At 59.9% G+C, this 15,224-nt stretch carries 15 protein-coding genes; all 15 read left to right on the forward strand.

Going from position 1 to position 15,224, the window contains the following annotated elements:
• Nucleotides 1–12: 12 nt before the first annotated feature.
• Complete coding sequence (locus KR767_RS11045; protein WP_166947450.1) at nt 13–225, forward strand: phage tail assembly chaperone; 213 nt, start codon at nt 13–15, stop codon at nt 223–225.
• Nucleotides 226–232: 7 nt separating this feature from the next.
• Nucleotides 233–1,156, forward strand: coding sequence for a phage tail tape measure C-terminal domain-containing protein (locus KR767_RS11050; protein WP_250876353.1), 924 nt, complete (start codon nt 233–235; stop codon nt 1,154–1,156).
• Nucleotides 1,143–1,487 (forward strand): phage tail protein, encoded by a 345-nt coding sequence (locus KR767_RS11055; protein WP_166947452.1) that lies wholly within the window; start codon nt 1,143–1,145, stop codon nt 1,485–1,487. The genes KR767_RS11050 and KR767_RS11055 overlap by 14 nt, the downstream gene beginning before the upstream one ends.
• Nucleotides 1,484–2,191 (forward strand): phage minor tail protein L, encoded by a 708-nt coding sequence (locus tag KR767_RS11060; protein ID WP_166947453.1) that lies wholly within the window; start codon nt 1,484–1,486, stop codon nt 2,189–2,191. The genes KR767_RS11055 and KR767_RS11060 overlap by 4 nt, the downstream gene beginning before the upstream one ends.
• Nucleotides 2,188–2,946 (forward strand): C40 family peptidase, encoded by a 759-nt coding sequence (locus tag KR767_RS11065; protein ID WP_250876354.1) that lies wholly within the window; start codon nt 2,188–2,190, stop codon nt 2,944–2,946. The genes KR767_RS11060 and KR767_RS11065 overlap by 4 nt, the downstream gene beginning before the upstream one ends.
• 11 nt (nt 2,947–2,957) lie before the next feature.
• Complete coding sequence (locus tag KR767_RS11070; protein WP_208392492.1) at nt 2,958–3,638, forward strand: tail assembly protein; 681 nt, start codon at nt 2,958–2,960, stop codon at nt 3,636–3,638.
• A gap of 49 nt (nt 3,639–3,687) precedes the next feature.
• Nucleotides 3,688–4,368 carry a tail assembly protein gene (locus KR767_RS11075; protein ID WP_250876355.1) on the forward strand — a complete coding sequence of 227 codons (681 nt, stop codon included), beginning with the start codon at nt 3,688–3,690 and terminating at the stop codon, nt 4,366–4,368.
• 64 nt (nt 4,369–4,432) lie between these two features.
• On the forward strand, nt 4,433–8,026 hold the full coding sequence (locus KR767_RS11080) for a TipJ family phage tail tip protein (RefSeq protein WP_250876356.1): 3,594 nt from the start codon (nt 4,433–4,435) through the stop codon (nt 8,024–8,026).
• A gap of 306 nt (nt 8,027–8,332) precedes the next feature.
• Nucleotides 8,333–9,031, forward strand: a complete 699-nt coding sequence (locus KR767_RS11085; RefSeq protein ID WP_250876357.1) for a hypothetical protein — start codon at nt 8,333–8,335, stop codon at nt 9,029–9,031.
• Nucleotides 9,032–9,064: 33 nt separating this feature from the next.
• The gene (locus KR767_RS11090; RefSeq protein ID WP_250876358.1) at nt 9,065–10,243 is read left to right on the forward strand and encodes a hypothetical protein; all 1,179 of its coding nucleotides are present in this window, start codon (nt 9,065–9,067) and stop codon (nt 10,241–10,243) included.
• A 1-nt stretch (nt 10,244) separates the two neighbouring features.
• On the forward strand, nt 10,245–10,619 hold the full coding sequence (locus KR767_RS21325) for a tail fiber assembly protein (RefSeq protein WP_284732837.1): 375 nt from the start codon (nt 10,245–10,247) through the stop codon (nt 10,617–10,619).
• Nucleotides 10,586–11,767 carry a hypothetical protein gene (locus tag KR767_RS11100; RefSeq protein ID WP_250876359.1) on the forward strand — a complete coding sequence of 394 codons (1,182 nt, stop codon included), beginning with the start codon at nt 10,586–10,588 and terminating at the stop codon, nt 11,765–11,767. Before KR767_RS21325 ends, KR767_RS11100 begins: the two co-directional genes overlap by 34 nt.
• Before the next feature lie 71 nt (nt 11,768–11,838).
• Nucleotides 11,839–12,990, forward strand: coding sequence for a hypothetical protein (locus tag KR767_RS11105; protein ID WP_166947461.1), 1,152 nt, complete (start codon nt 11,839–11,841; stop codon nt 12,988–12,990).
• A 25-nt stretch (nt 12,991–13,015) separates the two neighbouring features.
• On the forward strand, nt 13,016–14,089 hold the full coding sequence (locus tag KR767_RS11110) for a hypothetical protein (protein ID WP_250876360.1): 1,074 nt from the start codon (nt 13,016–13,018) through the stop codon (nt 14,087–14,089).
• A 316-nt stretch (nt 14,090–14,405) separates the two neighbouring features.
• Nucleotides 14,406–15,188, forward strand: a complete 783-nt coding sequence (locus KR767_RS11115) for a hypothetical protein (RefSeq protein ID WP_250876361.1) — start codon at nt 14,406–14,408, stop codon at nt 15,186–15,188.
• Nucleotides 15,189–15,224 lie beyond the last annotated feature (36 nt).

Consider the following 15,224-nt stretch of genomic DNA (forward strand, 5'->3'; position numbering starts at 1 on the left):
AAGCCGTTGGCGTTGACCGCGCACGGAGCATGCCCCGAAGGTTTCGGATTTCTCGTCGATGTGTTCAGGCGGTTGTCGCGCCAGCGCTGCCGCTCCACAGGCGTCGATCCGATCACCCTGGGCGACATCGACGCCTTCCAGCGACTGGAAGGCGTCTCCTTGCGACCCTGGCAGGTCCAGGCCATCGAGCAGATCGATGTGCTCTGGCGAGCCGTAAGCATATGAGGTCATCATGACGGACGAAGTCGCTCGTCTTGCCGTCACCGTCGACAGCGCGTCGGCGGCAAGCGCAACAAGCATGCTGGATACCCTGAAGGACGTTGCGTCTGCCGCCGAAACGGCGTTCAAGTCCCTGTCCCAGGCGCTGGGTCCTGCTTCCACCCAGTTCGACAAGCTGGCAGACCAGCTCAAAGGCGCGCGAACCGGCAAGGAAACCAAGAAAGATTCAAAGGACCTGGCAGACGTCGCGCAGAAAACGATGGAGGATCTGAAGGCCAAGGCGACGGATTCCGCGGGCGTGTTCACCAAGGTGGTCGGTGACCTGAACACCGGCCTGGCCGATGTCCTTGCATCGGCGGCATTGAAAGGCAAGGCGAACATCAAGGGGTTGGTAACCAGCATCCTCACGGAAGTGGCGAAGCTGGAAGCCAGTCGCCTGGCGGCAGGCCTGCTCAGTTATGCCATCAATCTGTTTCTGCCAAGGAACAGCATCGATTCACCCAGTAATTTCAGCCTCACGGGTGGTGAATACAGTGGTCCGGGTTCGCTTTCCACGAGCTGGGCGGGCGATGGTACCGGTTCGAGTGCCGGGCTGGGCAGCCTGTACGGCCTTGGCTCCGGCACAAGCTCCGATTTTAGCGGGTTCAACCTCATGCAGTCGTATGCATCGCCGAGTGTGGATACCTCGTCGATCGTACCGGCGTCGTTCGCAGCACCCATGGCGTTCTCTGCACCCGACGTGGGAGCGTCCAACGCCCAGGTCGCCGTCACCGTGAACGTGGGTAGCGATGGTGGCGTATCCGGTGGCATGACATCGCACGACGCGGACGGCTTCGGCCGCGAGATGGGGCAGCAGATGCAGGCGGTCGCGGAACAGGTGGTCGCCAGGAACCTTCAGCCGGGCGGAAAATTGTGGAGGGCCAATGGCCGTGTCTGATGTATTCGATTTCGCCGTGGATGCCGGTACCAACGGCACGACCACGTTCCGCGTGAACAAGACCGCGTTCGGCGACGGTTATACGCAGCGCGTCCAGGACGGCATCAATAGCTCGAGCCGCCGCTGGAACATTACGGTCGCTGATCGTTATGACGATGAGATCCAGCCCATCAAGGCATTTCTCGACGCGCATGCCGGTGCCCGTGCATTCCTCTGGGCTCCACCCAACGGTGTACAGGGGCGTTATGTTTGCGAGACGTATAGCGAGACCCCGGCCATAGCGGGTCTCACCACGCTCACCGCGGTCTTTGAAGAGGACTTCGCACCGTGACCTTATTTGCCGATATCCAGACGCTGCAACCGGGTGCCTGGGTCGAGCTGTTCGAACTGGACGCTCGACCGATCACCGGTGGTGGTGCGGGTGATGTTCTGCACTTTCACGGCTATACGCAGCTTGGACCGATCACCTGGCAGGGTATTGCGTATGAGCCGTGGCCCGTAGAAACCCGTGGCTTTCGCCTTGATCCCGAGCAGCCGCCCGTGCCGACGTTGAGCGCGGGTAACGTGGATGGCCGGATGACAGCTCTTTGCCTGGCTTACCAGGACCTTGTCGGTGCTCGCCTTACGCGTCGCCGGACGCTCGGGCGATATCTCGACGCCGTCAATTTCCCAGGGGGCAATGCCACGGCCGATCCCGAGCAGGAGGTCGCGCCGGAGTTGTGGTTCATCGAACGCCGCTCCGCCGAGGACAAGACGCAGGTGACCTGGGAGCTTTCAAGCCCGATGGACTTCGGCAATCGCCAGCTCCCCCGTCGGCAGATCGTTGCCAACGTCTGCAGCTGGCTGGCGATCGGTGGGTATCGGGGGCCGAACTGCGGTTACACCGGTCCTGCGGTGGCTACCGCCGACGATACGCCCACGAGCGATCCGTCGCTGGATCGTTGTGGCGGGCGGATTTCATCGTGCAAGATGAGGCAGTGGCCGAACGACGAGTTGCCTTATGGTTCGTTCCCGGCGGCGGCGCTGATCAAATGACGCCCGAAACGCGAGCGGCGATCCATGGCCACGCACTCGCCGATTATCCCAGTGAGAGCTGCGGCCTGGTTGTCGTACGCAAGGGCAGGGAGCGCTACATGCCTTGCCGGAATGTAGCGGCCGACCCGAAAGCCCACTTCGTGCTTTGTCCACAGGACTACGCGATGGCCGACGATGCGGGTGAGATCGTCGCCATCGTGCATTCCCACCCCGATGTGCCGGCGCGTCCTTCAGAGGCCGACCTCGTGCAGTGCGAGGCATCGGGTATTCCCTGGATCATCGTCAGCGTGATGCCGGGAGCATCGTGTCCCGTGGTGACCGATACGCATATCGTGGAGCCGACGGGATACAAGGCACCCCTGGTGGGACGCTCCTGGTCGCACGGTACCTTGGATTGCTGGGCACTGGTCAGGGATTGGTATGCGATGGAGCGCGGTGTATCCCTGCCCGATCCCTATCGGACCGACGACTGGTGGAACGACGGTCACTCCGATCTATATGGCGATCGCGCCATGGAAAGCGCGGGCTTCTTTCGCATCGATCTTGAATCCGTTATCGCCGGCGATGTGATCCTGATGCAGATAAGAGCAGCGAACCTGGTGCCAAACCATGCGGCGATCTACCTCGGCGACGGATTGATCCTGCACCACCTTTACGGCCGGTTGAGTTCCCGCGATGTCTTTGGCGGGTACTGGCAGGAGGTGACCCGTTCGGTGTGGCGATACGCTTCCTCGTCGTTGGTTACAACCGGATAAGAGGAAAAGACATGACAGCAACGACGGTCCTGCTTACCGGCGAGGCCCGAAAACGGTTCGGCGCCGAATTCAGGCTTCATCTGGAAACGCGAACTCCCGCCGAGGCCATTCGGGCATTGTGCGCCACGGTTGTGGGCTTCCGGGATTATTTGTTCTCTGCCCGCGGACGGGGCATCGAATTCGCCGTCTGGCGAGGCCGGGGTGGCACGGCGGAGAACATCGGCTACGGACAGCTGCGTGAACCCGCGGGCGATACGATCCGCATCGCACCGGTGCATCTGGGCTCGAAGAATGGCGGTGTGCTGCAGACGATCGCGGGTGCCGTGCTCTTTGTCGTCGGCGGGCTGATTTCCGGCTGGACGATGGGTGCCGGCTCCGGTATCGGTGGCGCGATGATGTCCGCGGGTATCGGCATGATGGTGGGTGGCGTGGTCCAGATGCTGACGCCGCTTCCCAGGCTCAACCAGAGTATCGAGTCATCCGGCAACCAGCCCAGCTACATCTTCAATGGTGCCGTCAACGTCACCGCCCAGGGAAACTGCGTGCCGGTGTTGTATGGCGGCCCACTTGAGATCGGAAGCACCGTGATGTCCGCAAGGATCGATGCGATGGATTACAGCTCCCGGCCGACCAACGTCGGTATGGGCACGCCCCGGGGAAATGCGAAGACATCGCTGTACGAACCCGAATGAATGCATGGGTGGTCCTGTGATAAAGCGGATCATCTTTACTGGAGAAGCCATGACAGCCACCACTGTCTTACTTAGCGGCGAGGCGCGAAGGCGCTTCGGTCGGGAATTCAAGCTCCATCTGGACACCAATACACCGGCCGAGGCCATTCGTGCGTTGTGTTCGATCCTCGGCGGGTTTCGCGCGTATCTCATGAATGCCAGGGAGCGAGGCATGGAATTCGCCATCTGGCGGGGTAGCGGCAAGCAGGCGGAGAACCTGGCCTACGATCAGCTCAGGGAGCCGGCCGGTGGCTTGATCCGTATCGTTCCCGTCCATGCAGGCGCAAAGAATGCCGGTGTGCTCCAGACCATTGTCGGGGTCGCCCTGGCCGTGGTGGGAAGCATCTACCTGCCAGGCTCGACCGGCTTTGCCAAAGGTCTGTTCGCCAGTATGCAGGCGACCGGTATCGGCATGGCTGCCGGTGGTGTCGTGCAGCTGCTGAGCCCGCAGCCGAAGCTGCAGGCCAAGGCCGACAAGCCCGAAAACCAGGCCAGCTACCTCTTCAACGGAGCGGTGAACACGACAGCCCAGGGAGGCTGCGTACCCGTGTTGTACGGTGGCCCGATGGAAATCGGCAGCACGGTGATCTCCGCGCGCATGGATGCGGTGGATTACAGCGCGCGGCCCTCCAACGTGGGGCTGGGCACGGCCACGGGCAACCTCAAGCAGACGCCCTACGACGCCGCCTGACGCGTCCTGCAGACCCAGATCAATCACCACGGCCCGCTTTCGCAGGCCTTTTCATGGAATCCGCATGGGAATCGATCCTCGCATTACCGGCGCCAAGGGCGGCGGTAGCTCGCACACGCCTGTCGAAGCACCTGACACCCTGCGTTCGATCTCTTATTTCCAGATCGAGGACGCGCTGTCGGAAGGTGAAATCGGCGGCCTGGTCAATGGCCTGCAATCGGTATGCCTCGACGGTACGCCGGTGGCGAATCCCGACGGCAGCCTCAACTTCAAGGGTGTCTCCGTCCAGGTACGCGCAGGTACCCAGGACCAGAGTTATATCCCGGGCTATGGCTCGGTGGACAACGAAATCTCCATATCCACCGAGCTGAAGTCCGAGTCGCCATGGGTGCGCGCCGTCAACAATACGCAGTTGTCCGCCGTGGCCATCACCTTGCAGGTCGATGCACTACAGAAGAACAACGCCAAGAACGGTGACATCAACGGCTATCTCATCCAGTACGCCATTGATGTGTCTACCGACAACGGCGCTTATCAGACGGTCATCAACGGTGCCTTCAACGGTAAGTCCAGCGGACCTTACCAGCGTACGCATCGCGTCGATCTTCCCCAGGCTACCGCCGGATGGAACGTGCGCGTGCGTCGCCTGACCGCGAACGCACACAGTGCGACCACGGCGGATACAACCCGGGTCGTATCGATGACGGAAATCATCGATGCGAAGCTTCGCTATCCCAATACCGCGTATGTCGCCATCAGCGGTGACGCGTCCCAGTTCCAGAATATTCCTGTCCGTTCCTACGTCTGCTTCGGTCGCCTGCTTCGTGTGCCGTCGAATTACGATCCATCCACGCGAACTTATTCAGGCGTGTGGGATGGCTCATTCAAGGCCGCGTGGACCGATAATCCGGCCTGGATCCTCTACGACATGGTGTCGAACAACCGCTTCGGCCTGGGCGACCTGATCGATGCGTCGCTTGTGGACAAATGGGAGTTGATGCGCATCTCGCAGTACTGCGACCAGCTCGTGCCGGATGGCAAGGGCGGGCAGGAGCCCCGCTTCCGGTGTTCTGTCTACCTTCAGAGCCGCGAGGACGCCTTTCGCCTCATCGGTGACATGGCTTCCGTCTTCAGTGGCGTCAGCTACTGGATGGGCGGCGCGATCACCACCGTTGCGGACATGCCGCAGGATCCGGTGTACACGTACTCGGCCGCGAACGTCATCGACGGCAACTTTTCCTACCAGAGCAGCCCGCGAAAGACGCGCTTCACCACGGCCCTGGTGACATGGAACGATCCGGAGAGCAACTTCCGGCAGCGCGTCGAGTATGTGTCCGACGATGCAGCCATCGCGCGATACGGTATCCAGCCGACCGAGTTCGTTGCCTTCGGCTGCACGAGCCAGGGCCAGGCCCACCGACGGGGGCTGTGGTCGCTGCGTACCAGCCAGTACGAAACCGACTCCGTGACCTTTGCCGTGGGCCTGGAAGGCCTGCGCGCGGCGCCGGGCCAGATCATCCGCGTGCAGGATCCGCATCGCGCGGGCATGCGACAGGCCGGTCGTCTCAGTGCGGCGACGACCACCACGGTTACCGTGGACAAGGCTCCCGGCGAAGCGGTGGTTGGCGACACCCTGACGGTGCATCTGCCTGGTGGTATGGCCGAAACGCGTACGATCACCGGCATCGACGGCCTCGTCTTCACCGTGAGTCAGCCGTTTACCGATGCACCGGTCGCGGAATCGGTATGGACGGTGGAAAGTGCCACCCTGCAGACGCAGACCTATCGCATCCTGAGCGTTAGCGAAGATACCGGCCAGAATGAGATCCGCTTCACGATCAATGCTGTCCAGCATAACGCCAGCAAGTTCGAGTCGATCGACAAGGGTGCACAGATCCAGGTGCCTCCGATCAGCAAACTACCCGTAGGCGCACAGGTACCTCCCTCCAACGTCCGCATCGGCGGCCACGTGGTGGTGGAACAGGGCATTGCAAACAACGTGATGACCATCGAGTGGGACGCGGCCAAGGATGCGGCCAGTTACAAGGTCGAATGGCAGAAAGACAACGGCGCCTGGATTCCGGCGGGTACGGTAGCGACTACCTCGATCGATGTGGTGGGCGTCTATACCGGTACCTACGTTGCGCGGGTGACGGCATACAGCGCGGCAAATACACCGTCGCTGGCGGCGATGAGTGCCCCCACGGCGATCACCGGCAAAACGGGCGCGCCGCCGGCCATGACCAGCTTGAGCTGCCAGAGCCTGGTCTTCGGTATCGGCATCAAGTGGACGTTCCCGGAAGGCGCCACCGATACGCAGCGTACGGAAATCTGGGCAAGCACCACGCCGCAGCGTCCGGACGCAGATAACCCTGCCGTCGTGCCATATCACCTTGGTGACTATGCGTATCCTTCGAGCAGCACGGAACTTCACGGCCTCATGGCCGGCACATCGTTGTACTTCTGGGGTCGCCTGGTCGACAAGGCCGGCAATATCGGTCCGTGGTATCCACAGACAGGAGCGATCAACGGCCAGAGCAGCAGTGATGCGAGTGCGATTCTCGACGTACTCACGGGTCAGATCGAGAAGGACCAGCTCGCCCAGGATCTGCGCAGCACCATTGACTCGGTGGCTGACCTGCAGTCGTTCGTGAAGCCGCCGGCGCCCTGGGACACCACTCACGCTTATGCGGTGGGTGATGCGGTCAGCAAGGATGGCCGGATGTACCGTGCCCTGGTGGCGGTGCCATCCGGAGGCGTCGTACCCGGTACGGATTCCCATACCTGGCAGGATGTTGGCGCGGCGGTCCAGACCGCTACCGGCCTTGCGCTGGGCATGGCGGATACTTCGCTCAAGGTCGAGCAGCTGGATGGCGTGGTCAAAGCCACCGCCGAGAAGACGGACTCCGTTTACGCCGAAGTGAACCCGATCGGCGCGGGCGAGATGACCGGCGAGCCGGCTGGCAGCGTGACGCGCATTCCGTCGGCAGGCTTTTATGTGCAGACGATCGCGCAGGTCGATAACGACCACGCTCTCGGTCGCCGCATCGAGACCACGCAGGCCCAGATCGGCGATGTCCGTTCGGCAGTTACCGTGGAAACGCAGGCGCGCATCGATGGTCAGAATGCGCTGGCGTCCCAGGTGACCTCCGTGGATGCCAAGGCAGGGACGGCACAGGCCACGGCACAACAGGCGTTCAATGTGGCTGCCGGCCTGGATGGCAAGGTATCGGCAACGCTCAGCTCGAAGGTGGCCATTACCGCAGACGGCCAGTATTACTCTGCCGGCTATGCGGTGGGTATCGACAACAGCACCGGCCCCGTCCAGTCGCGGTTCCTGGTCATGGCGGATCGCTTTGCAGTCTTGCCGAGCACGGGCGGCGGTTCGGCCGTTTCTCCATTCGTCATCCAGAATGGCCAGACCTTCATCAACCAGGCGCTGATTGGCACCGGCTGGATCACGAACGCGATGATCGGCAATGTCATCCAGTCCACGGCCGTGGACAGCACCGGCAATCCGGTATGGAAACTGGACAAGAGCGGACAGATCAGCCTGCGCAGTTCGTCAGCCGCAGGGCGCGTTGAGCTGGACGGTACAGGTGGGCGCGTTTACGACGCGAACGGCACCTTGCGTGTTCGCTGGGGTATCTGGGGGTGATATGGCGTCGGGATATCAGGTTTTCGATGAGCGCGGGCAGGTCGTCCTGGATACGACGGCGCGTACAGGACGCATTTTAGGATCCGTGAAACTGCAAGGCGCTGTCGGACGAATGGATATTCCCGGCATTGAAGGCACGCCTTTTGTGTTGGTGCCTCAGTGGCCTAGGTCAATGGGCAGCGGGCAGTTTGGAAATGCCTCCATGGGGGGATCCGTGTCGTTCTCCGGAGCGACGCTTTCCTGGTCGTTCAACACCGGGTTCGGTACCACGTTCACCGGATCGACCCTCGTTTACTACGGAGCTTATTGATGTCGGTCGGCTATCAGGTATTGAACGATGCAGGCGGCATCCTTCTGGATGCGAACTATCCCAATCTGGCTCTTATCGCAAAAGGTACGGTGAACATCGGAACGAATACCTATGCAGGTGGCTGGTACGGTCAGTTAAACGTACCCGATACAGGCCCGTCCATGGTGTTCATACGTAGCCCGGGCTTCGCCGCGGTCCTGGGGGTGGACGCCGGCGTGATCCAATACTACCTGGGCAAGGGCTCGACGAGTTTCGATTACTGGGTTTTCGGGCCACCGCAGGACGTCGGCGCGCGATTCGGCATGCAGGTCTTCACCGATGACTCCCGGCTAGCTTTCGATGCGGCACAGCGATACCTGCGGGTCATCGGTTCGATCAATACGAACACCGGCCTGATCTTTCCGGATCAGGGTGGTGTCGGTCCCGTTCAGTCCTTTGCATTGCCGGCCGGAACGCCGGCGGTATGTTTTGTCGATCCGGGGTTCCAGTATCAGGTACTCACGGGCGATGGCGTATGGGGCGGCTTTACCTTTCGCACCGTTGCGCAATGCGCGATGCGCATATCGGGACAAAGCCTGGATATTGCACTTGTCCAGAACGTAGGGTCACTTGACCTGCCCGGCAATGTCCGGGTGAACACCCGGGGAGGCGGTGCACCCATATCGGTCATTCTCGCGGATGTATCGGGGTTCTGAGGGCGCCTTTCGCATAGTGAAATGGAGTAAATCATGCAGTTCTCCAGAGTCGATTTTCGTCCGATCGCCAGTGGCGGAGATGACGTAACGGCAGCCCTGAAAAAACTCGATCTCAACTTCGGCGACCTGCAATCGGCACTCTCCGACAGTGGTGAGATCGGTGCCAGGCAAATCCAGCTTGAGGCGAAGATGAATCGCCTGGCGACCTCGATGTCGGCCTATCGCAACCGCCTCATCAACGGAAACTTCGATTTCTGGCAGCGTGGATCGGTGGGTACCGTTCCAGCGTCTTCATCGCGTTTTCTGGCGGATCGCTGGCGCGTAAGGACGGTAGAGTCGAAGGTAGACGTCGCGCGCGTACCGCTTGGCGTGTGGGCACCTGTCTTTCCAGGATGCGGCCGTTACGCCTTCCGTGCGACGGTGTCCAGTGCGGGTACGCAGACTTCCTATGCCGTGCTGGCACAGGCCGTCGAAGATGCAGCAACGCTGGCAGGTGGAAAAGTAACCTTGTCGTTCTGGGTCTACGTCAGCAGCCCCGCCGGCATCGGTGTCGAGCTGGTGCAGAGCAACGGAGGGAATGTGACCACCGGTATCGGTTCACGCAAGTTCGTTGCCTCTACCGTCGGTACCTGGAGCCGCTATGCGACGACGATCGACGTGCCGGCGTTATCTGCACCAGAAGGGTCGGGTGATAACCTCCAGGTGATCATCTGGCTGGATGCAGGAAGCGATTTTGCAGCGCGGTCCGGTGGTGTCGGAAACCAGTCGGCAACCATCTGTATTTCGCAGATCCAGCTTGAAACGGGAGACCAGCTGGCGTCGTTCGAGCGCAGGCCTTATGCGATCGAACAGCAGCTGTGTGAGCGCTATTTCCAGAAGAGTTTCGATATCGACCAGCCCCCCGTCAGTACGATCTCGGCACAGCCCAGAGCAAACATGGTGTACGCCGATACCGGCGTGGTGGCCTCCGTACCCTTGCGTGTCCGCATGCGGGTACCGCCAGCGCTGACGTTCTGGGGATCATCGACCGTTCCGTCGTCCGGCAACAACTGGGTGATTCTTTCCGGGACAGGGTGGCAGGCAGGTCAGACGGCGCCCTTCATCGTGACGGAAAGCGAGTTCTCGTGCACGACGATATTTCCTCCGGGCGGGTTCAACACCATCAAATCCATTTACGTCCAGGGCAGCTGGACGGCAGACGCGGAGTTATGAAATGGCTCGTTACCAGCTGACATCCAATCCCGGCTATGTGCATGACACTGAGACCGGTGCATTCGTACCTCGTACCGGTACTTATCAATCTGATCAGTTCCAGGCATGGCTCGATCAGGGCCACGTTCCCGATCCCGTACCTGCCCTTTCTCCGGAAGAAATCCTGTCGTTCAATATAGGACGCCAGCGTGACCTGCTCCGTAGCGCTGCCGAGGCCATCGCTCCGCTGCAGGATGCAACCGACCTTGGCGTTGCCACACAGGAAGAAGCCAACGCGCTCAATGGATGGAAGGCCTATCGCGTCCAGTTGAACAGGGCGGATACAAGCGTGGCAAACCCTGCATGGCCGGCCATGCCCGGTCAATCGGCGGCCTGACGATGCAATTCTCCAGAGTGAGCTTCGTTCCGGTTTCCATCGGCGGTGACGACGTCACCGGTGCCCTCCGAAAACTAGATCTCAACTTCGGCGATCTCGGGCAGTCGCTCGGCAACGCTGCAGGCATGAACGTCGGTACGGTCGAAGGTAGCGTTGCGGCGGGAAACGATGACCGGTTGACCAGGGATATCTGGCGCAACAAGATACTCAATGCATCATTCGACGTGTGGCAACGCGGGCCGGGGCCGTTTACGAACGGTTATACCGCTGACCGCTGGCTTACCACCAGCGCGGGAAATACCTGTGTCGTGGATCGATTCCCACTAGTGGCAGGGGCCTCGTCGTCACGTAATGCCGTAAGGTGTTCAGTGGCATCTGTACCCGGCGATGGCAGTTTTTCCGCGCTACAGCAACGTATCGAGGATGTGGTCACCCTTGCCGGGAGCACGGTGACTGTGTCGTTCCTTGCATCGGCTTCCTTGGATGGCAAGCGCATCGGTGTCAACCTGGAGCAGAACATGGGGCCCGGCGGCTCCGCGGTCGTGCAACTTCCGGGGCAGTCAATCGCCCTTTCCGGGAGCCTGCGTCGATACACACTGCACTTCGATCTTCCATCGCTATCGGGCAGGCTCATCGGGGCATCGGGAAGCGATTTCCTGGAATTGATCTTCTGGTTGGATGCGGGTCCTTCTTTTGCCATGCGGTCGGGATCCATTGGCCAGCAGAGTGCGACTGTCTATATCAGCGATGTGGAGGTGAAGCCCGGCACCGTGGATACGGTCTTCGAGCGTCGGGATCGCGCGGCTGAACTGGCCTTATGCCAGCGTTATTACGAGAAGAGCTACAACCTGGAAACGAAGCCGGGGGCGATTGAATGGCAGGGGCGCGTTTGCATCGACAGCAATGGTATCTCGCATGGCACGACCATCATCATGAAGGAGGGTTTTTCTGTAAGGAAACGGAAGTCGCCCGTCATCACGGGATACTCTGCCGTCGATGGAGCCGTCAACCAGGCAGCTCAAAGTGATAGTTCGAATACTGGCCTGGGGATAAGGGTGGTCGGTGAAAGTGGCTTCGAATGGTTCGTGAACAACGCACCTGGTGCCGGTGGCGCTTATTTTCACTGGACGGCCGACGCTGAGCTTTGATGCTCGGGGGCCTCGTCCAGCACAGACCGTGCTTTCACTGACTCATCCGCCGGCCCTATGAGGATATTGCAATGAACTTCTCACGTGTCAGCTTCCAGCCGATCCAGACGGGCGGCGACGACGTCACGGGTGCCCTGCGAAAACTGGATCTGAATTTCGGATCGCTTGCCTCGGCATTGGGACCGGTATCCGCCATGAATACGGGGACCGTGGCCGGTACCGTGGCGGCGGGTGATGATCCCAGGCTTGTGTGGGGCGGATTCCGGAATGTACTCATCAATCCGTCGTTCGACATCTGGCAGCGGGGCGTGGGGCCCTTCTCTGTGGGCTACACCGCTGACCGTTGGCTGGCCAGCAATGTCGGCCTGTCCTGCATCAGCGAAAGAATTCCCATGTCACTCGACGTGTCGACGTCGCGCTACGCAATCCGGCATACCATCGCGTCGACTCAGGCAAGTAACAGCTATTCTGTCTTTCAACAATGCATTGAAGGCGTGGGTACGTTGGCGGGACGAACAGTCACCGTATCGTTCCTGGCATCGGCTTCCGTTGCGGGAAAGCGCATTGGCGTAAATCTGGAACAGTATTTCGGCGCTGGTGGATCCGCGGCTTCCGGCGTCGCAGGACAGTCGGTGAGCCTTGACGGTACCTGGCGTAGGTATTCATTGACTTTCGACCTGCCTTCGATCAGCGGGAAGGTGCTCGGAGCCGATCACACCGATTTCCTGAAGCTGAACATCTGGCTGGATGCAGGTAGCAGCTTCGGCCCGACATCGGGATATGCCGGACAGCAGAGTGGAGTGGTCTGCCTTGCCGATGTGGAGCTGAAGGCCGGTGAGGGGGATACCGGGTACGAGAATCGCCCGCTGGCCCTGGAACTCCAGCTTTGCCAGAGATACTTCGAGAAGTCCTATGGCATGGACGTGCGTCCCGGTACGCCCCAGGCAGGCGGATTTCTGAATGAATGGACGCCCGGACTTGCTTCGGCGGTGGCGTTCAGCCGCCCCGTGTACTTCAGGGTACCCAAGCGTGTGACACCTGCCATCACCCTGTATGCCAGCGTATCTGGTGCATCCGGAAAGATCTCCGACGGCGGTGCCGCAACCGACATCGCCGCCGCCATCTACACGGCGACCGATTCGGCTTTCACCTGGACTTCCACTATGAAGTCCACAAACCAGATCAATTACGGCATGCACTTTACTGCGGATGCCGAGCTATAACGAATCCGATCGGGGGAATCTGGTAATGGAATTCAGCAGGGTAGATTTTGGCGCCATGAAGGATGGCGGGGACGATGTGACCGGAGCACTTCGGAAACTTGACCTCAATTTCAGCCAGTTGAACTATTCGCTGGCTGACCAGGGTGAGATCGGTCAGCGTTTTGTTCGTCTGGAAAGGATAATCGGTGGACTCGGAGACGCAGCGAGCCGGAACGTGGGGCTCGGGGCGGGCACTGTGGCCGCGGGCGATGACCGGCGCTTCTCGGATCTGGCGGATCGTGCGGCCCAGGCCAGATCCGTGGCGGATGGAGCGCTTCAACGATCAGGCGGCGTGGTGTCAGGCTCAGTCATGGTGGGACGCGATGCCGTTCCTGCGGGTAAGCTTGATGTTCGCACGGGCGCAGGCGGCTATATCTTCCGCACATTCAATAGCGGGGTGATCGACGAGCCCATCATCGACGGCGTCAACGACACCAACGATGCTTTTGGCATGTTCGGTGTCGGCGGCGCGGTCTTCAGCTACCTCTCGCGGTCAGGCGACGGACGTCTTCTGATGCGTATGAACCCAGTCATGAGCCTGGATTCGGTAAATGCGGCTAACAGTACGTTCCGGGCGATGCAGTTCACCGCAACGGGATTTACGTTCAATGGTGGAAATATCCAGGTTAATGGAAGCATTGTGGCCACCGGATCGGTTACGCCATCGGATGAGCGACTGAAGAAGAATATACGGCGACGTGATGTGAAGCGCGGAATGGCTCTGTCACTTGCAAATGCTTTCTCCGAGTGGGACCTCATCGACGGCGGACAACATCAGGCCGGCGTGGTAGCGCAGAAAGCATTGGATATATGTCCGTTCTGGGTTACTGAGGTTGATTATTGCGCGACTCCGGTATTTGTCGATGGCAAGACCGAGATGGTTGCATCGGAGTCTGTGAAGCGTCTTGCAGTCGATGCCAAGGGTATGGCCCTGGAAGCAAGCATGGACAACGCACTTGCCATCGAAGAGCTACGTCGTGATCTGAAAAGTGCCGTCGCACGAATTGCAGATATCGAATCCGTAATTTGCGAAAGAATCAATCAAAAGCAGATTAAGTAGCGATATTCCATAAGATCCACGGAGATAGCAAGATGCCACAGGGATTGCAGGTCTGGGACAGGAATGGAAGTTCCACCCTTGATGTCAGCGACAGTCTTACCCGTGTTCTCGGGATGATTCAGACCAAAGGTGGCGACGGTGATAGCGGATCTTTCAACGATGATCGGCTTCTCTCCGGGAGGCCATGGTTTGCGATTGTTCTTCAAAAGGTGGAGTTCGTCATGCCAGCGGTAACCATTAGCGGATCCACGATCAGCTGGGCTTCCGAGAAGTACTTCAATACATCTGCGTGTAACTTGTACTACGGGGTCTATTGATGTCGAGCGCAGGATGGATCGTTTCCAATGACACTGGGAATCTCGTTATTGATTCCCAGTCGAAGAATCTGGCGCTTCGTTACAAAGGGTATGTGACGTCCGCCCAGGGTACGCCGACGGGAGGCTCCCAATATATGGGGATCGACATGGCATATGACCGGGTTATTCAGATTCCTTTGAGCGTACGTAACCCCGTAATTGCCATTCGTCCGGACTCATCTTCGGCGCCATCGTCGCCCTTTGGCGACTGGTCAAGCGCTCCTAACCTCGCCACCCTTTCCCATATGGCGTCGCTTGGGGGCGACCTTTACCAGTTTGAGTTCTGGTACAGGGGCGCCTTTACTTACTACGTGTTCGACGAGCCACAGGCCCCGAGCGACGCAGATGGTGCAGGACTGAGAGTATGGAACGAGCGCGGAGAACTTTGCTTCTCGTCTGCTTTCCAGTACATGCGCATCGTGAGTTCGTTCGTTGGTTCATTCGATATGGATGGTCCCTATGCTCGTGTCAATCACGTGCCGGAGCCACCCGGAAAGGCGTATGCCCTGGTCCAGAGCAAGAGCCATTCACAGGAATACAAGGCAGGTGAGCCTGTGGAGCACCAGAAGTACGGCATTGTCACCACGAGTAGCTTCGTGCTTCGCTCGCCGGGTTTTGGCATAGGACTTGTCATGGGCATTATGAACTTCAGTGGGTACTTTTTCTTCAACCAGCAGGTCATACCCGGCCTTGGAACCTTTCTCAAGGGATCAAGTCTTCTGGTCGATGTCAGTGGATATTGAGGAAGGTCGGCGCGTGCCCGCTGGCGTCTTTCAAAC

It is taken from the genome of Luteibacter anthropi, from assembly GCF_023699965.1.
GTDB lineage: Bacteria > Pseudomonadota > Gammaproteobacteria > Xanthomonadales > Rhodanobacteraceae > Luteibacter > Luteibacter anthropi.

Bases quoted from the DNA above. Each gene is read 5' to 3' on its own strand.
- KR767_RS11105 (WP_166947461.1), top strand. From the start codon at position 11,839: ATGAACTTCTCACGTGTCAGCTTCCAGCCGATCCAGACGGGCGGCGAC.
- KR767_RS11090 (WP_250876358.1), top strand. From the start codon at position 9,065: ATGCAGTTCTCCAGAGTCGATTTTCGTCCGATCGCCAGTGGCGGAGAT.
- KR767_RS11075 (WP_250876355.1), top strand. From the start codon at position 3,688: ATGACAGCCACCACTGTCTTACTTAGCGGCGAGGCGCGAAGGCGCTTC.
- KR767_RS11110 (WP_250876360.1), top strand. From the start codon at position 13,016: ATGGAATTCAGCAGGGTAGATTTTGGCGCCATGAAGGATGGCGGGGAC.
- KR767_RS11050 (WP_250876353.1), top strand. From the start codon at position 233: ATGACGGACGAAGTCGCTCGTCTTGCCGTCACCGTCGACAGCGCGTCG.
- KR767_RS11070 (WP_208392492.1), top strand. From the start codon at position 2,958: ATGACAGCAACGACGGTCCTGCTTACCGGCGAGGCCCGAAAACGGTTC.
- KR767_RS11065 (WP_250876354.1), top strand. From the start codon at position 2,188: ATGACGCCCGAAACGCGAGCGGCGATCCATGGCCACGCACTCGCCGAT.
- KR767_RS11080 (WP_250876356.1), top strand. From the start codon at position 4,433: ATGGGAATCGATCCTCGCATTACCGGCGCCAAGGGCGGCGGTAGCTCG.
- KR767_RS11100 (WP_250876359.1), top strand. From the start codon at position 10,586: ATGGCCGGCCATGCCCGGTCAATCGGCGGCCTGACGATGCAATTCTCC.
- KR767_RS21325 (WP_284732837.1), top strand. From the start codon at position 10,245: ATGGCTCGTTACCAGCTGACATCCAATCCCGGCTATGTGCATGACACT.
- KR767_RS11115 (WP_250876361.1), top strand. From the start codon at position 14,406: ATGTCGAGCGCAGGATGGATCGTTTCCAATGACACTGGGAATCTCGTT.
- KR767_RS11055 (WP_166947452.1), top strand. From the start codon at position 1,143: ATGGCCGTGTCTGATGTATTCGATTTCGCCGTGGATGCCGGTACCAAC.